Origin of the sequence: Xanthomonas indica, from assembly GCF_040529045.1 — a bacterium.
Classification (GTDB): Bacteria; Pseudomonadota; Gammaproteobacteria; order Xanthomonadales; family Xanthomonadaceae; genus Xanthomonas_A; species Xanthomonas_A indica.
On record NZ_CP131914.1, the window covers coordinates 1,975,461 to 1,995,032 of the forward strand.

At 69.8% G+C, this 19,572-nt stretch carries 18 protein-coding genes; 10 read left to right on the top strand and 8 right to left on the bottom strand.

Going from position 1 to position 19,572, the window contains the following annotated elements:
* The first annotated feature begins 138 nt into the window (after positions 1 to 138).
* Positions 139 to 753: an EF-hand domain-containing protein gene (locus Q7W82_RS08660; protein ID WP_242156477.1), complete on the top strand. Its 615-nt coding sequence runs from the start codon at positions 139 to 141 to the stop codon at positions 751 to 753.
* 236 nt (positions 754 to 989) lie between these two features.
* Here the strand turns inward: Q7W82_RS08660 and Q7W82_RS08665 are convergent, their stop codons facing one another.
* The 3 genes from Q7W82_RS08665 to Q7W82_RS08675 form a co-directional block, all read right to left on the bottom strand.
* A complete protein-coding gene (locus Q7W82_RS08665; protein WP_184502488.1) occupies positions 990 to 1,511 on the bottom strand; it encodes a DUF2007 domain-containing protein in 522 nt (173 codons plus the stop codon).
* Between the two features lie 10 nt (positions 1,512 to 1,521).
* On the bottom strand, positions 1,522 to 2,430 hold the full coding sequence (gene tesB, locus Q7W82_RS08670) for an acyl-CoA thioesterase II (protein ID WP_242156478.1): 909 nt from the start codon (positions 2,428 to 2,430) through the stop codon (positions 1,522 to 1,524).
* Positions 2,431 to 2,594: 164 nt separating this feature from the next.
* Positions 2,595 to 3,374 (bottom strand): enoyl-CoA hydratase/isomerase family protein, encoded by a 780-nt coding sequence (locus Q7W82_RS08675; RefSeq protein WP_242156479.1) that lies wholly within the window; start codon positions 3,372 to 3,374, stop codon positions 2,595 to 2,597.
* Between the two features lie 34 nt (positions 3,375 to 3,408).
* Between Q7W82_RS08675 and Q7W82_RS08680 the strand changes: the two genes are divergently transcribed.
* Positions 3,409 to 3,855 carry a copper chaperone PCu(A)C gene (locus Q7W82_RS08680; protein WP_242156480.1) on the top strand — a complete coding sequence of 149 codons (447 nt, stop codon included), beginning with the start codon at positions 3,409 to 3,411 and terminating at the stop codon, positions 3,853 to 3,855.
* Between the two features lie 254 nt (positions 3,856 to 4,109).
* Here Q7W82_RS08680 and Q7W82_RS08685 read toward each other — a convergent pair whose 3' ends face one another.
* Complete coding sequence (locus Q7W82_RS08685; protein WP_242156481.1) at positions 4,110 to 4,517, bottom strand: thioesterase family protein; 408 nt, start codon at positions 4,515 to 4,517, stop codon at positions 4,110 to 4,112.
* Positions 4,517 to 7,516 (bottom strand): excinuclease ABC subunit UvrA, encoded by a 3,000-nt coding sequence (uvrA, locus tag Q7W82_RS08690; protein WP_242156482.1) that lies wholly within the window; start codon positions 7,514 to 7,516, stop codon positions 4,517 to 4,519. Before uvrA ends, Q7W82_RS08685 begins: the two co-directional genes overlap by 1 nt.
* Positions 7,517 to 7,812: 296 nt before the next feature.
* On the opposite strand from uvrA, the gene rplU reads away from it, so the two are divergent.
* The 3 genes from rplU (at position 7,813) to cgtA (ending at position 9,726) form a co-directional block, all read left to right on the top strand.
* Positions 7,813 to 8,133: a 50S ribosomal protein L21 gene (rplU, locus tag Q7W82_RS08695; protein WP_010341170.1), complete on the top strand. Its 321-nt coding sequence runs from the start codon at positions 7,813 to 7,815 to the stop codon at positions 8,131 to 8,133.
* A gap of 12 nt (positions 8,134 to 8,145) precedes the next feature.
* The gene (gene rpmA / locus Q7W82_RS08700) at positions 8,146 to 8,406 is read left to right on the top strand and encodes a 50S ribosomal protein L27 (protein WP_010341169.1); all 261 of its coding nucleotides are present in this window, start codon (positions 8,146 to 8,148) and stop codon (positions 8,404 to 8,406) included.
* Between the two features lie 264 nt (positions 8,407 to 8,670).
* Complete coding sequence (gene cgtA / locus Q7W82_RS08705) at positions 8,671 to 9,726, top strand: Obg family GTPase CgtA (protein WP_242156483.1); 1,056 nt, start codon at positions 8,671 to 8,673, stop codon at positions 9,724 to 9,726.
* A 121-nt stretch (positions 9,727 to 9,847) separates the two neighbouring features.
* Here the strand turns inward: cgtA and rpsT are convergent, their stop codons facing one another.
* Positions 9,848 to 10,120, bottom strand: a complete 273-nt coding sequence (gene rpsT / locus Q7W82_RS08710) for a 30S ribosomal protein S20 (protein ID WP_010341167.1) — start codon at positions 10,118 to 10,120, stop codon at positions 9,848 to 9,850.
* A 116-nt stretch (positions 10,121 to 10,236) separates the two neighbouring features.
* Here rpsT and murJ point away from each other — a divergent pair, with 116 nt between their 5' ends.
* The 5 genes from murJ to ispH all read left to right on the top strand — a co-directional run bounded on the left by murJ (position 10,237) and on the right by ispH (position 17,483).
* Entirely contained in the window at positions 10,237 to 11,829 is a 1,593-nt protein-coding gene (murJ, locus tag Q7W82_RS08715) for a murein biosynthesis integral membrane protein MurJ (RefSeq protein ID WP_242156955.1), read from the top strand.
* 196 nt (positions 11,830 to 12,025) lie between these two features.
* Positions 12,026 to 13,024 carry a bifunctional riboflavin kinase/FAD synthetase gene (locus Q7W82_RS08720; protein WP_242156484.1) on the top strand — a complete coding sequence of 333 codons (999 nt, stop codon included), beginning with the start codon at positions 12,026 to 12,028 and terminating at the stop codon, positions 13,022 to 13,024.
* Positions 13,025 to 13,030: 6 nt separating this feature from the next.
* On the top strand, positions 13,031 to 15,862 hold the full coding sequence (gene ileS / locus Q7W82_RS08725; protein WP_242156485.1) for an isoleucine--tRNA ligase: 2,832 nt from the start codon (positions 13,031 to 13,033) through the stop codon (positions 15,860 to 15,862).
* Between the two features lie 109 nt (positions 15,863 to 15,971).
* The gene (gene lspA / locus Q7W82_RS08730) at positions 15,972 to 16,475 is read left to right on the top strand and encodes a signal peptidase II (RefSeq protein ID WP_160964381.1); all 504 of its coding nucleotides are present in this window, start codon (positions 15,972 to 15,974) and stop codon (positions 16,473 to 16,475) included.
* Positions 16,476 to 16,532: 57 nt separating this feature from the next.
* Complete coding sequence (gene ispH / locus Q7W82_RS08735; protein WP_242156486.1) at positions 16,533 to 17,483, top strand: 4-hydroxy-3-methylbut-2-enyl diphosphate reductase; 951 nt, start codon at positions 16,533 to 16,535, stop codon at positions 17,481 to 17,483.
* Between the two features lie 393 nt (positions 17,484 to 17,876).
* Here the strand turns inward: ispH and Q7W82_RS08740 are convergent, their stop codons facing one another.
* Together Q7W82_RS08740 and Q7W82_RS08745 are read right to left on the bottom strand one after the other, a co-directional pair.
* Complete coding sequence (locus Q7W82_RS08740) at positions 17,877 to 18,584, bottom strand: hypothetical protein (RefSeq protein ID WP_160947647.1); 708 nt, start codon at positions 18,582 to 18,584, stop codon at positions 17,877 to 17,879.
* Positions 18,581 to 19,537: a hypothetical protein gene (locus tag Q7W82_RS08745; RefSeq protein ID WP_242156487.1), complete on the bottom strand. Its 957-nt coding sequence runs from the start codon at positions 19,535 to 19,537 to the stop codon at positions 18,581 to 18,583. Before Q7W82_RS08745 ends, Q7W82_RS08740 begins: the two co-directional genes overlap by 4 nt.
* Positions 19,538 to 19,572 lie beyond the last annotated feature (35 nt).

Genomic DNA, 19,572 nt, shown 5'->3' on the forward strand with positions numbered 1-19,572 from the left:
GCGGTTGGGTCAACCACGGCGACGGCGGGGCGTTGTCTGCAGGGAAGGCGCCACGGCGCCGGCCCGTTGCGCGGGCCGCCCGCGGCGCCGGACGCCTGCCGTCCTGGCAGGTTCCTCATCATCCTCAGGGAGTGACCCATGAAGTCTCGCAACCCGCTGCTCGCCCTGGCCGTGCTGGCCGTCCTGTCCGGTGCCGCCTACGCCGTTCCGCCGCCGCCGGCCGATCCCGCCGCGCCCGCCGCTGCCGGCGGCATCGCCGCGCTCGACAAGAACGGCGATGGCGTCATCGACCGCAGCGAAGCCGCCGCCGATCCGCGCCTGGCCGAACATTTCGACGCGCTGGACAAGAACCACGACGGCAAGCTCAGCCGCGACGAGTGGCCGCGGCACGGCCGCCACGGCGGTCCGGGTGGCCCCGGTGGACACGGCGTGCCCGGCGCGATGATGGCCAAGCTGGACACCAACAAGGACGGCCGCATCAGCCGCGCCGAAGCGCAGGCCGATCCCAAGCTCGCCGCGCGCTTCGACAAGATGGACGTGAACAAGGACGGCTACATCGACCGTGCCGACTTCGAGCTGCGCGCCAAGCAGCATCGCGATGCCTGGTTCACCGCGGCCGATACCAACAAGGACGGCATGCTCAGCCGCGCCGAGTTCGATGCGGCACAGGCCAAGCGCTGGGCGCATCGCCCGGGCGGACCGCGCGGTGGCGACACGCCGCCGCCGCCGATGCCGGCGCCGGACAACAACTGAGTCATTCGCCGCAACACGGCTTCACTGCATCAAGGCGCCGATCGACCGCGCCCCTGTACCGCAAGGTGCAGGGGCGTTTTGCTGTGGGGAGGCGGGCATTCGCGCGCTGTCGCGACGCAGCGCCGCGGCATGCAAGCGTGGGTGGCGTGCGCAGTGCGGCGCAGACAGGCAGGATGCTGCAGCAGTAAGGGCACCGCCGCAGCCGATGCGCGCGGTACGGCGCCGCGCGCGCTGCCTCAGTTGCCGCGCGGCGCCGGCTGCACGCGCACGCGCACTTCGTCGCTGCCGGTGTCCTGCGCCGGTGGCGTGGCCTGCTGGGTCGCGGCGGGCTGGGCCGGTACGGCGGTAGGCGCGCGGTTGTCGCGGTGGCGCAGCACCGTCACCAGCGCCGCCGCGCCGATCGCCAGCAGCAGGGCGATGCGGATGCGCCAGGCCCAGCGCTTGCCGGCGTCCACTTCCACCTGCGAGCGGAACTCGTTCAAGTACGGCGCACGGCCCTGTTCGGGGTCGCGGCGGGTGCTGTCGAGCAGGCCGGCGTCGCGCAGCAGTTCGCGCGCACGCGGCTGGTCGTTGGCATGCACCACCCACACCGTGGGCTGGGCCTGTGCCGCCACCGGGTCGAGATAGCTGAACTGGCCGCTGCGGCGGCTGCGGTAGGAGCGGCCGTTGCTCAGCCGCACCTCGATACCGGCATCGCGCAGCAGCGCGGCCACGCCTTCGGCGGTTTCCACGCGCTGGCTGCTGAAGATCTGACGCATGTCGGTGTCCTCAGCGCTTCGCCGGAACCTGCGCCGCGGCGCCGGCGTCGGGCACCACGCGGATCAGACCTTCCTGCGCGGTGCTGGCCACCAGGGTGCCGTCGCGGGTAAAGAACTGCCCGCGCGCCAGGCCGCGCGCACCCTGCGCGCTGGGGCTGTCCAGCGAGTACAGCAGCCAGTCGTCGGCGCGGAACGGGCGATGGAACCACAGCGCGTGATCGAGCGAGGCCATCTGCACGTTCGGCGTGTAGTAGCTGATGCCGTGCGGGAAGGTGGCGGTGCCGAGCAGGTGGAAGTCCGAGGCATAGGCGAGCAGCGCCTGGTGCAGTTCCGGCGCATCGCCGACCGGCTCGCTCAGGCGCAGCCACATCTGCTGGAACGGCGGGCGCTTGGGCGGATTCAGTTCGTCGCGCGGATACACGTGGCGGAACTCGAACGGGCCGCCGCGCGAGAGCCAGCGCTGCACCTTGGTCGGCAGCGTCGCCAGCACTTCCGGGCGGGCCGCCGGGGTCGGTTCGATGTCTTCCGGCTGCGGCACTTCCGGCATCTTCAGCTGGTGGGTGGCGCCGTCTTCCTGCTCCTGGAACGAGGCCGCGCAGAAGAAGATCACCTTGCCGTGCTGGATCGCGGTGACCCGGCGCACCGAGAAGCTGCCGCCGTCGCGGGTGCGGTCCACGTCGTAGACGATGGGATGCTCGATGTCGCCGGCGCGCAGGAAGTAGGCGTGCAGCGAATGCACGCGGCGGGCGTTCTCGACCGTGGCCTGCGCCGCCGACAGCGCCTGGCCCAGCACCTGGCCGCCGAACACGTACTTGGTGCCGATGTCGCGGCTCTGGCCGCGGAACAGGTTGTCCTCCAGCCGCTCCAGCGACAGCAGCTCGATCAGTTCGGACACGACGGGGGCGGGCTTGGCGGACAAGAGGCGGGGCCTGGCGACGGACGTGCGCCGATTATACCGGGCCGTCCGCGCGCGCCTGCGGCCGCGCGATCGCTCGGGCCTGGGCGCACGTCTTTCTGTCCCGCTCACCCGGACGCGCGCAACCGTGGCGCGGCATGCCCGGGGATCGATGGCACGCCCTAGCCCTAGCCCTTGCCCAGCCGCGCCGCCAGCGCGCGCAGTGCGGCCTGGGTGTCCGGTGCCTGCCAGTCGTCGATCAGCCGCTCCAGGCCGATGTGCTCGTCGGCCAGCGCGGCGCGTAGGTCGGCGCGGGCGATGGCGCGGGTCTGCAGCATCGGCTGCCGCGGCCGCTTCAGCAGTTCCAGTAGCCAGGCCAGCGCGCGCGCCACCACCAGGTCGGCGTCGACCAGTTCGTCGACCAGGTCGATCTCCAGCGCGCGCTCGGCGCTGACCAGGTCGCCGCCGACCAGCAGGCGTTCGGCGCGGTGCGCGCCCACCACCCGCCGCAGCAGGCGCTGGATGCCCTCCGGGGCGACCAAGCCGACCTGGGTCTCGTTGAGACCGATGGTGACCGGGCGCGCCGGCTCGGGGCTGCGCGCCATCACCCGGTAGTCGCAGCACAGCGCCAGCACGCAGCCGCCGGCCGGGGCGTGGCCGGTCAGCGCCGCCACCACCGGCATCGGGCTGGCGGCCAGCGTGCGCGCCGCGCCGAAGAACTGCTGCCAGCTGGCGAGCAGCTTGGCGCGGTCGTCGCCGTGACTCAGCAGGTGCGGCACGTCCATGCCGGCCGAAAACAGCCGTTCGTTGCCGGACAGCACCAGGCCGTGCGCGCCGTCGGCGCCGGCCTGCTCGATCGCCTGGATCAGTTGCTGGCACAGCTCGGTGTCCAGCGCGTTGACCGGCGGCCGCGCCAGGCGCAGCTCGCGGATGGGGCCGTGGTTGATCACGTCGATGAGCGTCGTCATGCTGCGGTCTGCTTTCGAAGAAGGAACCGCGGCGATGATAACCAAACCATTCGCTGGCGTATTGATGGTGCTATGCGCGGTCGCCACCGCGGCGTCGGCCGCGGAACCGGCCTGCGTCACCCTGGAGCAGGGCTGGGTGCGGTTGCCGCCGAATCCGGCCATGCCGATGACCGCCGGCTACGGCGTGCTCCACAACGGCTGCGGCAAGCCGGTCACGGTCACCGGCGCCAGCAGCCCCCGCTTCGGCGATGTGTCGCTGCACGAGACCACGCTCGTCGCCGGCGTCAGCCGGATGCGCGCGGTCGAGCGTGTGCCGCTGGCCCCCGGCGCCCGCGTCGAACTCAAGCCCGGCGGCATGCACCTGATGCTGATGCAGGGCACGGGTGCGCTGACCGAAGGCCAGGCCGTGCCGCTGCAGTTGCAACTGGACGATGGCGGCAAGGTCGATGCGACGCTGACCGTGCGCAAGCAGGCGATGTAAGGGGGAGTCCTTCGTGCCTTGTAGGAGCGGCTTCAGCCGCGACAGGCATTCACTGCAACGCGCGTCGCGGCTGAAGCCGCGCCTACAAGGGCTGCGGCGCTGCAAAAAGCGGGCTATCAGAGGTGCCTGCAGGTGCTTGACTGAGTACGCGCCGCGGGGCGGTCGCGCGCTGCGCCGGCGAATTCAAACGCGAATGTCGCCGGTACTGCGATGGGTTGCCTTGCGCCGGGTCGGTCCCGGCGCCGGCACAGGCCTCAGCTCGTCGCCTTGCGCACCGCGTCCGGCAGCGGCGCGCTCTTGCCGGTCTGGGTGTCCATCCACACCACCACCACGTTGCCGTCGGAATAGAGCCGGCTCTCGTCCTGCTGGTCGACGATGCGGTGGCCAATGGTCACGCTGCTGGTGCCCAGGCGCTCGACGAACAACTCCACCAGGATGTCGTTGGGCCACACGATCGGCACGCGGTAGTTGACGTTGGTCGCCGCCACCACCGGGGCGATGCGGTCGCGCATCGAGACGCCTTCCACGCCCAGCATCCAGCGCACGCGCGCTTCTTCCAGGTAGGAGATGTACTTGGCGTTGTTGACGTGGCCCATGCTGTCCATGTCGCGCCAGCGCACGCTGATCGGGATGCGCGCCAGGATCTTGTGTTCGCTGCTCATCAAACGTCCTTCTTCTTCTTGGTGCCGGTACTGGTGGTGCTCTTGCTGGCCTTGTCGCTCTTTGCCGCCACCGCCTGCTTCTTCGCCGGCTTTTCCGGCTTGACCTTGCGCGGCGGGCGCGCATCGGGCTTGTTGGCCATCGCCGCCGGCTGCTCCGGGCGCGCGCTGGTGGAGGGCAGCATCCGCGCCAGGAACTGGCCGGTGTACGACTGCGGGCAGGCCGCCACGTCTTCCGGCGTGCCGGTGACCAGGATGGTGCCGCCGCGGTGGCCGCCTTCCGGTCCCAGGTCGACGATCCAGTCCGCGGTCTTGATCACGTCCAGGTTGTGTTCGATCACCACCACGGTGTTGCCTTCGTCGCGCAGCTTGTGCAGCACGCCCAGCAGCGCCTCGATGTCGTGAAAGTGCAGGCCGGTGGTCGGCTCGTCGAGGATGTACAGGGTGCGGCCGGTATCGCGCCGCGACAGTTCCTTGGACAGCTTCACGCGCTGCGCCTCGCCGCCGGACAGGGTGGTCGCGCTCTGGCCGAGCTTGATGTAGCTCAGGCCCACGTCGACCAGGGTTTCCAGCTTGCGCGCGATCGACGGCACCGGCTCGAACAGCTTCAGCGCATCCTCGACGGTCATTTCCAGCACGTCGTTGATGTTGAAGCCCTTGTACAGGATCTCCAGCGTCTCGCGGTTGTAGCGTTTGCCGTGGCAGACGTCGCAGGGCACGTACACGTCCGGCAGGAAGTGCATCTCCACCTTGATCAGGCCATCGCCCTGGCAGGCCTCGCAGCGGCCGCCGCGCACGTTGAAGCTGAAGCGGCCCGGCGAGTAGCCGCGCGAGCGCGCTTCCGGCACCTGCGCGAACAGCTCGCGCAGCGGCGTGAACAGGCCGGTGTAGGTGGCCGGGTTGGAGCGCGGGGTGCGCCCGATCGGTGACTGGTCGATGTCCACCACCTTGTCGAACAGGTCCAGGTGCTCGATCTCGCGGTACGGCGCCACGCTGTGCGAGGCGCCGTTGATCTCGTTCGCCGCCAGGGTGAACAAGGTGTCGTTGATCAGGGTCGACTTGCCCGAGCCGGACACGCCGGTGATGCAGGTCAGCAGGCCGGCCGGGATGTCCAGGTCGACGTTCTTGAGGTTGTTGCCGGTGGCCCCGCGCAGGTGCAGGGTCATCTTCGGATTGGCCTTGTGGCGCTTGGCCGGGATCTCGATGCGGCGCTTGCCCGACAGGTATTGCCCGGTCAGCGAGCGCGGCGCCTTCAGCAGGTCCTGCACGCTGCCGTGGCCGACCACCTCGCCGCCGTGCACGCCGGCGCCGGGGCCGATGTCCAGCACGTAGTCGGCCAGGCGGATCGCATCCTCGTCGTGCTCGACCACGATCACCGTGTTGCCGAGGTCGCGCAGGCGGGTGAGGGTGCCGAGCAGGCGTTCGTTGTCGCGCTGGTGCAGGCCGATCGAGGGTTCGTCGAGCACGTACATCACGCCGACCAAGCCGGCGCCGATCTGGCTGGCCAGGCGGATGCGCTGCGCCTCGCCGCCGGACAGGGTGTCGGCCTTGCGTTCGAGGGTCAGGTAATCCAGGCCGACGTCGACCAGGAAGCCCAGCCGCTCGGCGATCTCCTTGACGATCTTGCTGGCGATCTCGCCGCGCCAGCCGGGCAGGTCGAGCTGGCGGAAGAAGCTCAGCGCGTCGTCGATCGGTAGCACCACCAGGTCCGGCAGCGGGCGGTCGGCGACGAACACGTTGCGCGCGGCCTTGTTCAGGCGCGCGCCCTTGCAGTCCGGGCACGGCCGTTCGCTGATGTACTTGGCCAGTTCCTCGCGCACCGCCGGCGATTCGGTCTCGCGGTAGCGGCGCTCCAGGTTGGGGATGATGCCTTCGAAGCGATGCTTGCGCTGGGTGCGGCCGCCGGCGTCGGTGAAGTAGGTGAAGGTGATGGTCTCGTCGCCGCTGCCGTACAGCACGGCCTGGCGCACGCTCGCCGGCAGCGACTGCCAGGGCGCGTCGACATCGAACTTGTAGTGCTTGGCCAGCGAGGCGATCAGTTGGAAGTAATACGCGTTGCGCCGGTCCCAGCCGCGCACCGCGCCGGCCGACAGCGACAGCTCCGGATGCACCACCACCCGCTCGGGATCGAAGAATTCGGCCACGCCCAGGCCGTCGCAGCTCGGACAGGCGCCCATCGGTGCGTTGAACGAGAACAGGCGCGGTTCCAGTTCCGGCAGCGAGTAGTCGCAGACCGGGCAGCTGTACTTGGAGGAGAACAGGTGCGGCGCGGCCGCGGTGTCGTCCAGCGACTGCACCGACACCATGCCGTCGGCCAGCTTCAGCGCGGTCTCGAAACTCTCGGCCAGGCGCTGCTTGATGTCCTCGCGCGGGCGGAAGCGGTCGATCACCGCCTCGATGGTGTGCTTCTGGCGCAGCGCCAGCGCCGGCACCGCGTCGATCTCGTACAACTCGCCGTCCACGCGCACGCGCACGAAGCCCTGCGCGCGCAGTTGCTCGAACACCTGCGCATGCTCGCCCTTGCGCTCGCGGATCACCGGCGCCAGCAGCATGTAGCGCTGCTCCGGGTCCAGGGTCAGCACGTGGTCGACCATCTGGCTGACCGTCTGCGCTTCCAGCGGATAGCCGTGGTCGGGGCAGCGCGGCTGGCCGACGCGTGCGTACAGCAGGCGCAGGTAGTCGTAGATCTCGGTGATGGTGCCGACGGTGGAGCGCGGGTTGTGCGAGGTCGACTTCTGCTCGATCGCGATCGCCGGCGACAGGCCCTCGATGTGATCGATGTCGGGCTTCTCCATCACGCTGAGGAACTGCCGCGCGTACGCCGACAGCGACTCCACGTAGCGGCGCTGGCCTTCGGCATAGATGGTGTCGAACGCCAACGAGGACTTGCCGGACCCGGACAGGCCGGTGATCACGATCAGCTTGTCGCGCGGCAGGTCGAGGTCGAGGTTCTTGAGGTTGTGCGTCCGCGCGCCGCGGATGCGGATGTAATCCATCGCCATGAAGAGATTCCGGAATGTGCCGGCCGTGGCGGTGCCGCTGGCCAGTGTGGGGGCGGAAAGGGGACGGCAATCGATCAGCGTACCCAGCTTGTCAGGTGGGGGCAATTGCCGCAGATCCCAGCGCCGCCGGGCGCCGGCGGCTGGCTGGTTCAGGCAGCCGTGCCGGCCCGCGGGGCTTGACAGTCCGGGTCTGGGTGGGCTTGACGCTGTCGCGTGCGGCGGCTTACAATCCCGCTCCTGTCTGCCCGAAACGGCACGACGGGAACGACCACAATAACTACAGAGGAAGTCTGGTCATGTACGCAGTACTGGTCACCGGCGGTAAGCAATACCGCGTCGCGCAGGGCGAAACGCTCCGCGTGGAAAAGCTCGAAGTCGAAGCCGGCAACGAGATCACGTTCGACAACATCCTGATGCTGGGCGACAGCGACGGCATCAAGATCGGCGACGCGCTGAAGGGCGCCGCCGTCACCGCCAAGGTCGTGGCCCACGGCCGCGCCGACAAGGTGCGCATCATCAAGTTCCGCCGCCGCAAGCACCACATGAAGCGTCAGGGTCATCGGCAGCACTACACCGAAATCGAGATCACCGGCATCGCCGGTGGCGACAAGAAGTAAGGAGCAGCAGTCATGGCACACAAAAAAGGCGTAGGTTCCTCGCGCAACGGCCGCGACTCCAACCCGAAGTACCTGGGCGTGAAGATGTTCGGCGGCCAGGCCATCGAAGCCGGCAACATCATCGTGCGTCAGCGCGGCACCCAGTTCCATCCGGGCGCCGGCGTCGGCCTGGGCCGCGACCACACCCTGTTCGCGCTGGTCGACGGCAAGGTCGAGTTCTCGGTGAAGGGCGCCAAGAAGCGCCGCACCGTGAGCGTGGTCACCGAGGCGTAAGTGCCGGTGTCCAGGGCCTGCGCCATGGCGCAGGCTTGCTGACGAAAGCCCCGCTTCGGCGGGGTTTTTGTTTTGTGGCTGGGAATGGGGAGTGGGGAATCGGGAATGGCAAATGCGCCTCCTGTGAACTCGCCCTGTCCTGGCTGCGCCAGGCAATGCAGTGATGGATTTTGCCGATCTGTGGCTGCGACATAGAATCGTCGCCGTGGCGGCGGCTCGCTTTTCCATTCCCGATTCACCATTCCCCATTCCCGGTTGTTATCCATGAAACTCGTAGACGAAGCGGAAATCCAGGTCACGGCCGGCAATGGCGGCAATGGCTGCATCGGCTTTCGCCGCGAGAAGTTCATCCCGCTGGGTGGGCCCGATGGTGGCGATGGCGGCAACGGCGGCAGCGTGTGGCTGGTCGCCGACGAGAATCTCAACACCCTGGTCGACTTCCGCCACCAGCGCGCGTTCCGCGCGCAGCGCGGCGAGAACGGCATGGGCCGGCAGATGTACGGCAAGGCCGGGGAGGACCTGACCATCACCGTGCCGGTCGGCACCGTGGTGATCAACGTCGAGACCGACGAGGTCATCGGCGATCTGGTCGCGCACGGCGACCGCCTGCTGGTCGCGCAGGGCGGCAAGGGCGGCCTGGGCAACATGCATTTCAAGAGCTCGGTGACGCGTGCGCCGCGCAAGGCCACGCCGGGCGAAGAGGGCGAGCAGCGCACGCTCAAGCTGGAGCTGAAGCTGCTGGCCGACGTCGGCCTGCTCGGCTTCCCCAATGCCGGCAAGAGCACCTTCATCCGGGCGGTGTCCGCCGCCACGCCGAAGGTCGCCGACTATCCGTTCACCACGCTGTACCCGAACCTGGGCGTGGTCAGCGTCGAGGCCTACCGCAGCTTCGTGATCGCCGACATTCCCGGGCTGATCGAGGGCGCCGCTGACGGTGCCGGCCTCGGTGCGCAGTTCCTGCGCCACCTGCAGCGCACCCGCCTGCTGCTGCACCTGGTGGATCTGGCGCCGATGGAGGGTGGCGTGGACGGTGTCTCGCCGACCGAGCAGGTGCGGGCGATCGAGCGCGAGCTGCAGAAGCACGATCCGGAGCTGCTGGCCAAGCCGCGCTGGCTGGTGCTGAACAAGGCCGACCTGATGTTCGAGGACGAGGCGCGCGCGCTGGCCGAGCAGGTCGTCGCCGAGCTGGGCTGGACCCAGCCCTGGTACCTGGTGTCGGCGCTGGGTCGCGAAGGCACCTGGCCGATCATGAAGGACGTGATGGCGTTCTTCGACCGCCAGCGCGAGGAGGCGCTGGAGGCAGCCGCCAATGGCGCCTGAGCGCTGCGCCGCACCGCGGCGCGCAGGGCGGGGTGATGCGCACACGAAAAACCCGGCCGAGGCCGGGCTTTTTCGTAGTGCAGCCGGAAGCGCAGGCGCTCCCGGCGTCGACGGCAGCCGATCAGGCGGCGGTCTTGATCGCCTTGATGCGGGCGCTCAGGCGGCTCTTGTGACGGGCAGCCTTGTTCTTGTGGATCAGGCCGCGCGAGCTGAAACGGTCGAGGATCGGCTGGGCGATGGCGAAAGCGGCTTCGGCGCCGGCTGCGTCGTTGGCGTCCAGGGCCTTGATGACCTTCTTGACGGCGGTGCGCAGCATCGAACGCTGAGCCGTGTTGCGCGCGTTGCGCACGACGGTCTGCTTGGCGCGCTTCTTGGCGGACTTGATATTGGCCACGGTGGTGGTTTCCTGGAAAGCTGTGTGGTGGATAAAAACAAGCGGGAGAGTATGAAGCGTCCAAACATTCGCGTCAAGCCAATTGTCAAGAGGGTTGCCGCATGAGCACGCCGCGCATGCTCCGCGGGCTGCTCTCCTTCAGCAGCATGACCATGGTCTCGCGCGTGCTGGGGCTGGTGCGCGACCAGGCCATCACCATTTCCTTCGGCGCCAACGCGACCACCGACGCGTTCTGGGTGGCGTTCCGCATTCCCAACTTCCTGCGCCGGCTGTTCGCCGAGGGCTCGTTCGCCACCGCCTTCGTGCCCGTGTTCACCGAAGTGAAGGAGACCCGCCCGCACGCCGACCTGCGCGCGCTGATGTCGCGCGTGTCCGGCACCCTGGGCGGGGTGTTGCTGCTGGTCACCGCGCTGGGGCTGATCTTCACCCCGCAGGTGGCGATGCTGTTCAACCCGGGCGCCACGGACGATCCGGCCAAGTTCGGGCTGATCGTCGACCTGCTGCGGCTGACCTTTCCGTTCCTGCTGTTCGTGTCGTTGACCGCGCTGGCCGGCGGCGCGCTCAACAGCTTCCACCGCTTCGGCCTGCCGGCGCTGACCCCGGTGATCCTCAACCTGTGCATGATCGCCGGCGCGCTGTGGCTGGCGCCGCGGCTGCAGGTGCCGATCCTGGCGATGGGCTGGGCGGTGCTGGTGGCCGGCGTGCTGCAGTTGCTGTTCCAGTTGCCGGCCCTGCGCGGCATCGACCTGCTGACCCTGCCGCGCTGGGGCTGGCAGCACCCGGACGTGCGCCGGGTGCTGACCCTGATGGTGCCGACCCTGTTCGGCTCCTCGATCGCGCAGATCAACCTGCTGCTGGACACGGTGATCGCCTCGTTCCTGTACGCCGGCTCGCAGAGCTGGCTGTCGCAGGCCGACCGCTTCCTGGAGCTGCCGCTGGGCGTGTTTGGCGTGGCCCTGGGCACGGTGATCCTGCCGGCGCTGTCGCGGCACCACGTCAAGACCGACCGCGCGGGCTTTTCCAGCGCGCTGGACTGGGGGCTGCGGACCACCTTGCTGATCGCGGTGCCGGCGATGCTGGGGCTGATGCTGCTGAGCCAGCCGCTGGTGGCGACCCTGTTCCAGTACGGCAAGTTCACCGCCTTCGACACGCGCATGGCGGCGATGTCGGTGTTCGGGCTGAGCTTCGGCCTGCCGGCGTTCGCCCTGCTCAAGGTGTTGCTGCCGGCGTTCTATTCGCGCCAGGACACGCGCACGCCGGTGCGCGCCGGCGTCGCCGCGCTGGTCGCCAACATGGCGCTGAACCTGCTGTTCCTGGCGATCCTGTACCAGGTGTGGGTGCCGGCGGAACTGCGCGCGCAGGGCGTGCGCGCGGCGCTGGAGGCGGTGCCGGGCCTGCACCTGGCCCTGGGCCTGGCCAGCGCGGTGGCCAGCTACCTCAACCTGTCGCTGCTGTGGCGCTGGCTGCGCCGCGACCAGGTCTACCAGCCCAAGCCGGGCTGGGGCGGTTACCTGCTGCGCCTGGGCGTGGCCTGCGCGGCGATGGCCGCGGTGCTGGCGCTGGGCCTGCACTGGCTGCCGGCGTTCACCACCATGGACAAGTGGCACCGCATCGGCAGCCTGCTGCTGCTGGTGGGCGGCGGCGGCGCGGTCTACCTGCTGGCGTTGCTGGCGCTGGGCTTCCGGCCGCGGGATCTGCGCGAGAGCTGAGAAGGGCTGGGAGTGGGGATTCGGGAGTCGTAGGAGCGGCTTCAGCCGCGACCTGGGGGTGCCGGTGAAATCCCCGGTCGCGGCTGAAGCCGCTCCTGTGGCGGGGCGCTGCGCCCGGGGCCTTGCCCCAGCCGCTATACTCGACGGTTACGCATCATCGACCGGCGCCTCCTGCGCCGGCGCTTCGGACCGAGGAATGAGCAGGCTGTTTAGAGACGTCGAGGGCGGGACGCTGTTCCCGCAGGGAAGCGTGGTCTGCATCGGCGCCTTCGATGGCCTGCACCTGGGCCACCGCGCGCTGGTGCGGCAGGCGATCGCGCGCGCGCGCGGGGCGGGCGTGCCGGCGGTGGCGCTGAGCTTCGAGCCGCTGCCGCGCGAGTTCTTCGCCCCGGCCGCGCCGCCGCCGCGGCTGACCCTGGCCCGGGCCAAGGTGCAGGGCCTGCACCGGCTCGGCATCGACAGCGTCGGCCTGCTGCGCTTCGACCGACGCATGGCGTCGATGAGCGCCGAGGACTTCGTGCAGCGCGTGCTGGTCGAGCGCCTGCGTGCGCGCGAGGTCTGGATCGGCCCGGCGTTCCGCTTCGGCCACAAGCGCGGCGGCGACATCGCGCTGCTGCGCGCGCTGGGCGCCCAGCACGGCTTCGCCGCCGACGAGATCGCGCCGGTGCACCTGCGCGAGGAGCGCATCTCCAGCACCCGCATCCGCGAGTTGCTGGTGGCGGGGGAGTTCGTCCATGCCGCCGAGCTGCTCGGCCGCCCGTACGCGATCGGCGGCCGCGTGGTGCGCGGCAAGCAACTCGGGCGCACGCTCGGCTATCCCACCGCCAACCTGCGCTTCGCGCGGACTCCGGCGCTGTCCGGCATCTACGCCACCTGGGTGCACGGGGTGGCGGCGCAGCCATGGCCGTCGGTGTCCAGTTTCGGCACCCGCCCGACCGTGCAGGGCGTGGAGCCGCTGCTGGAAGCGCACCTGTTCGATTTCCAGGGCGACCTGTACGGTCGCCACATCGAGGTGGAGTTCGTCGCCAAGCTGCGCGACGAGGAAACCTTCGCCGATCTGCCGGCGCTGACCGCGCAGATGCACCGCGACGCCGCGCTGGCGCGGCAACTGCTCGCCGCGCCGGCCGCCACGGGCCTGCCGCCCGTGTCCACCGCCCCGCGCGCGGACCTCCCCCTGAAGACCACCGACCGGTAACTGCCCGTGACCCAGGACTACAAAGCCACCCTCCACCTGCCGGCGACCGAGTTCCCGATGCGCGGCGACCTGCCCAAGCGCGAGCCGGACATCCTGGCGCGCTGGGAGAACGAGGGTCTGTACACGCGGCTGCGCGACAACGCCCAGGGCCGGCCGCTGTTCGTGCTGCACGACGGCCCGCCCTACGCCAACGGCGCGATCCACCTCGGGCATGCGGTCAACAAGATCCTCAAGGACATCATCGTCAAGTCCAAGTACCTGTCCGGCTTCGATGCGCCGTACATCCCGGGCTGGGACTGCCATGGCCTGCCGATCGAGATCGCGATCGAGAAGAAGTTCGGCAAGGTCGGGGTCAAGCTGGATGCGGAGCAGTTCCGGCAGAAGTGCCGCGAATACGCCAACGAGCAGATCGACATCCAGCGCCGCGACTTCAAGCGCCTGGGCGTGATCGGCGACTGGGACAACCCCTACCGCACGCTGGACTTCCATTTCGAGGCCAACGAGATCCGCGCGCTGGCCAGGATCGTCGACAACGGTCACCTGACCCGCGGCGTGAAGCCGGTGCACTGGTGCTTCGACTGCGGGTCGGCACTGGCCGAGGCCGAGATCGAGTACGCCGACAAGCAGTCGCCGACGGTGGACGTGGCCTACACGGCCCGCGACGGCGCGGCGCTGGCCGCCGCGTTCGGCGCGACCCTGCCGGACGGTGCCGAAGTGGCCGTGCCGATCTGGACCACCACGCCGTGGACGCTGCCGGCCTCGCTGGCGGTGTCGCTGGGGCCGGAGCTGGTCTATGCGCTGGTCGAAGGCCCGGCCCGCGACGGCCGCCGCCGCTGGCTGGTGCTGGCCGATGCGCTGGCCGAGCGCGCGCTGCAGCGCTACGGCGTCGATGAGGTGGTGGTGCACGGCCGCGTCGCCGGCGCGGCGCTGGAACACCAGGTGCTGGCGCATCCCTTCTACGGCGAGCGCGACGTGCCGGTGATCCTCGGCACCCACGTGTCCGACACCGACGGCACCGGCGCAGTGCACACCGCGCCCGGCCACGGCCAGGAGGACTACGTGGCGGTCAAGCCGTACGGGCTGCTGGAGCGCTACGGCGCCGCGCAGATCAACCCGGTGGATGCGCGCGGCGTGTACCTGCCCTCGACCCCCGCGGTCGATGGCACGGAGCTGGCCGGGCTGCACATCTGGAAGGCCAACGACGTCATCGCCGACCTGCTGGCCGCACGCGGGCTGCTGCTGGCGCGCGCCAGCATGGTCCACAGCTACCCGCACTGCTGGCGGCACAAGACCCCGATCGCGTTCCGCGCCACCCCGCAGTGGTTCATCTCGATGGAGCAGGCCAACCTGCGTGCCGAGGCGCTGCAGGCCATCGAGGGCGTGCACTGGTACCCGTCCTGGGGCCAGGCGCGCATCGCCGGCATGGTCGCCGGGCGCCCGGACTGGACGATCTCGCGCCAGCGCACCTGGGGCGTGCCGATCGCGCTGTTCGTGCACCGCGAGACCGGCGAGCCGCATCCGCGCAGCACCGAGCTGATGCGCCAGGTCGCCGACCGGGTCGAGGAGGGCGGGGTGGACGTGTGGTACGCGCTCGACGCTGCCGAGCTGCTCGGCGACGAGGCGGCCGACTACGAGAAGATCACCGACATCCTCGACGTCTGGTTCGATTCCGGCGTCACCCACGAGGCGGTGCTGACCGAACGCGGCCTGCCCAAGCCGGCCGACCTGTACCTGGAAGGCTCCGACCAGCACCGCGGCTGGTTCCAGTCCTCGCTGCTGACCGGCGTGGCGCTGGACCGCGCCGCGCCGTACCGGCAGTGCCTGACCCACGGTTTCACCGTGGACGAGCACGGCCGCAAGATGTCCAAGTCGCTGGGCAACGGCATCGAGCCGCAGGACATCATGAAGACGCTGGGCGCGGACATCCTGCGCCTGTGGATCGCCTCGGCCGACTACAGCAACGAGATGTCGCTGTCGCAGGAGATCCTCAAGCGCAACGCCGACGCCTACCGGCGCCTGCGCAACACCGCGCGCTTCCTGCTCGGCAACCTGCACGGCTTCAACCCGGCCATGCACCTGCGGCCGCTGCCGGAGCTGGTGGCGCTGGACCGCTGGATCGTGCACCGCGCCTACGAGGTGCAGGAGCAGATCAAGGCCGCCTATGCGCGCTACGACTTCGCCGCGATCGTGCAGGCGCTGCTCAACTTCTGCAGCGTGGACCTGGGCTCGCTGTACCTGGACGTGACCAAGGACCGGCTGTACACGATGGCCGAGGACTCGCACGGCCGGCGCTCGGCGCAGACCGCGATGTTCCATGTGGCCGAGGCCTTCGTGCGCTGGATCGCGCCGATCCTGAGCTTCACCGCCGACGAGCTGTGGGGCTACCTGCCGGGCGCGCACCTGGGCAATGTGTTGTTCGCGACCTGGTACGAGGGCCTGGCGCCGTTGCCGGAAGACGCGCCGCTGAGCGCGGCCGACTTCGAGCAGTTGCTGGCGCTGCGCGAGCAGGTGGCCAAGGTGCTGGAGCCGATGCGTGGCAATGGCGTGATCGGCGCGGCGTTGGAGGCGGAGATCACCGTCGCCGCCGACGCCGCCACCGCGGCGAAGCTGCAGCCGCTGCAGGAAGAACTGCGCTTCCTGTTCATCAGCGGCGACGTGGTGGTGCGCGAGGCCACGACCGACGAGATCTTCGTCAGCGCCCAGGCCACCGAGAAGCCCAAGTGCGTGCGTTGCTGGCACTACCGCGCCGACGTCGGCGCCGACCCGGCGCACCCGGAACTGTGCGGCCGTTGCGTCAGCAACATCGAAGGACCGGGCGAGGAGCGCCGCTGGTTCTGAGTTCCCTCCCCGGCCATGCGGTGTGCGCGTCGCCGGGGCACTCGGCGGCGCCGTCGCCGCGGCGCCGACCGTCCTTTTTTTCCTCATTCGCCCAAGGCGGACTTCCCGCATGACCGCACGACCCAACCCCTCCGCCCTGATCTGGCTGCTGCTGTCGGCCGTGGTGATCGGCCTGGACCAGTGGAGCAAGGCCTGGGTGCTGTCCAGCCTGCCCGAGTTCACCGCGGTGCCGGTGATTCCCGGCTTCTGGAACTGGTACCGGACCTACAACACCGGCGCCGCGTTCAGTTTCCTGAGCCAGGCCGGCGGCTGGCAGCTCTGGTTCTTCACCGCGCTGGCGGTGGGCATCAGCGCCCTGCTGGCCTGGTGGCTGGCGCGCACCCCGCGCGGCGAGTGGCGCAGCGCGCTGCCGTACGCGCTGGTGATCGGCGGGGCGATCGGCAACGTGATCGACCGGCTGATGCACGGCCACGTGGTCGATTTCATCCAGTGGTACGTTGGCGAGCACTACTGGCCCTCGTTCAACATCGCCGACTCGGCGATCGTCGCCGGCGCCATCGGCATCGCCCTGTTCGGCGTGTTCGACGGCAAGGCGAAGCGAAAAGCGGGATAATCGGTGCCACTCTCCCTGTCGAAGCGCCTGGTCCCCTGCGGCCGGCGGATCTAGCTAATGGATGTCCTGCTCGCCAACCCCCGCGGCTTCTGCGCCGGCGTCGATCGCGCGATCGAGATCGTCAAGCGCGCCATCGAAACCCTGGGTGCGCCGATCTACGTGCGCCACGAGGTGGTGCACAACCGCTTCGTGGTCGACGACCTCAAGCAGCGCGGCGCGATCTTCGTCGAGGAACTGGACGAAGTGCCCGACGGCAGTACGGTGATCTTCAGCGCCCACGGCGTGGCCCAGGCCGTGCGCCAGGAAGCCGAGCGGCGCGGGTTGAAGGTGTTCGACGCGACCTGCCCGCTGGTCACCAAGGTGCATTTCGAGGTGGCCCGGCATTGCCGCGCCGGCCGCGACGTGGTGCTGATCGGCCACGCCGGCCACCCGGAGGTGGAAGGCACGATGGGGCAGTGGGACCGCGAATGCGGCACCGGCCGCATCTACCTGGTCGAGGACATCGAGCAGGTCGCCACGCTGGACGTGAAGCAGCCGGAGAACCTGGCCTACACCACCCAGACCACGCTGTCGGTGGACGATACCCGCGGCATCATCGAGGCGCTGCGCGCGCGCTACCCGGCGATGCAGGGCCCGAAGAACGACGACATCTGCTACGCCACCCAGAACCGCCAGGACGCGGTGCGCGACCTGGCCAGGGAGTGCGACCTGGTGCTGGTGGTCGGCTCGCCGAACAGCTCCAATTCCAACCGGCTGAGCGAGCTGGCCCGGCGCGACGGGGTGGAGTCCTACCTGATCGACGGCGCCGACGAGATCGACCCGGCCTGGATCGCCGGCAAGCGCCGGGTCGGCCTGACCGCCGGTGCCTCGGCGCCGCAGGTGCTGGTGGACGGGGTGATCGCGCGGCTGCGCGAACTCGGCGCCGACGGCGTGTCCGAACTGGCGGGCGAACCGGAATCGATGGTGTTCGCCCTGCCCAAGGAACTGCGGCTGCGCCTGGTCGACTGACGGACGCGTCCGGTCACGCGTTTCTGCACTGGAGAGGCGCCCGTCGTGGCGAGCGTAGGAGCGGCTTCAGCCGCGACTGCCATTGCGTCGCGCCCGGCGCTGCTGATGGGCACTGAGACCAACCCGCTTTCACCGCAATCGAGCCGGATGCAGGTTTTCTCGTAGGAGCGGCTTCAGCCGCGACGGGCCTTATCGGGAACGCCCGTCGCGGCTGATCCCGAAAAGGGGACAAGAGCCGCTCCTACGAGATAGCCGGGACGGGCGCGATGCGCGCGCCAACAGGGGGTTGGCGGCGCCCCGAAGCGCCTCACATGAGCGTGAGGCGTCCTGGCAGCGGTGCCGGCATCGCACGTCTGGGCCTCCGGCGCCTGGCCGCGCCGCGGCCACCAACGCTCACTGGCGCTGCATGCCCCGCGGCCGCCCCTGCGCATCGAACAGGATGCCCATGGTGACGCGATCGCCTTCCACGCCATCGGGCATCCAGCGCAAGCGGCCGCGCCGGCCGATCAGTACGTACACGTGATCCACCTTCTCCGGCTCGGCCTGCAGCGCCTCGCCCTGTTCCTTCAGGGCCGTGGCCACCCGATAGGCACCTTCGAAATCGATGTCCTGCAAGGCGGCGGTGTCGGTGGCCGGCTTGAGGAACGGGCCGAACATGCGTGGATCCACCGGCGCGCCCTTGTGCCAGGCCTCGTCGTGGAAGCTGTAGTCGTCCACGTGGCCCGGCCGTGCGGGGTCCAGCAACTGGAGTCCGATCCGACCGTCGTAGAAATGCACGGCATGGAACACGCGAAGGTCGTGGCCCTGCAGGTCGGGCAGGTCCGCCAGCGCCTGCCGCGCCGCGCGCAGCCGCTCCGGGTCGAACAGCAGGTTGCCGCGCGATGCCGGCGGCGCCGGTTCGGCAGCAGGCGGGGCGGACGGGGTCACCGCCAGCGACTGTGGCGTGGAGGTGGCCTGCAGGGCGGCCGCCGGGTCCGTCGCCTGCGGGGGCGCTGCCTGCAGGGTGACGCGGATGGTGTCCCAGGCGCCGCCGGCGAAGGCCAGGCCGCCGAGCAGCAGGACCACGCAGGCGAAGACCAGTGGGGTGGACGGCGTCTTCATGGCAGCTCCAGGTCGGCGCGGGCGGGGTGCTGCGGGTCGTACAGCACCGACACCGTCTCGCGCGGAAGCCGCCCGACATCGAGCAGCGACACGAACCGTCGCATCGTCGCTTCGTGTGGAGTGCCCGACGCGTCCTCGAACGCCACGCGGAACTCCACCTGCGGCTGCTCGTTGAGGGTGGTGCCGGTCTGGCGCACGTCCAGCACCCGTGCACGGGCGCGCAGGCCGCGGTATGTCAGGGTCTCGTCGGTGGCGTTGTTGCGGATCACGCGCAGGATCACGCGCAGCGCCAGCAGGTAGCCGTTGAGCACCAGCGCGCACATCAGCAGCGGGTGGTTGAAGGTCAGGAAGGTCCAGCCCAGCCCGCGGTTCTGCAAGCGCCAGGCCACGACGTAGGCCGCACCGACCAGGACCACCAGCAGCACGGCGCCGGCCGCGCGGCGCCACAGGCTCGTGCGGTCCAGGGCCGGCTCGGCGTCTTCCAGCACCAGGTTCGGGGTGGATCCCGGCGTGGTGCTCAGCCGCAGCGGCACGGTCCGGCCGCTCTCGAAGCGGCGTTGCGCCGGCTTGCGGTCCACGATCACAAGGGTGTCGCGGATGGGGGTGCCGGACAGGTTATCGAAGGCCAGGGTCAGGGACAGCTGCGGCCAGCCCTTGACCTCGACGCCGGTCGGTGCGGCGCGTTCGATCAACGCCTCGCGGCGCACGCCGTGGGCGAGGAGGTGGCGCACGCGTTGCAGGGCGCGTCCCGGCATCAGCAGCAGCGTGTCCAGGTAGGCGTAGAGCAGGTGCAGCCACAGGCCCAGCGACAGCGCCAGCAGGGTCAGCGCCCATGCGGGCGAACTGGGCTGGGCCAGCACGCGTGGCCAGTCGCTGCCGAAGTAGAGGATGCAGGGGAAGGGCAGGGCGAAGAACAGCAGGAACGCGAGCCAGAACCAGGCGAACAACTTCACGATGTGCGGGGGATGCGGACGACGGGGCGGGAGGG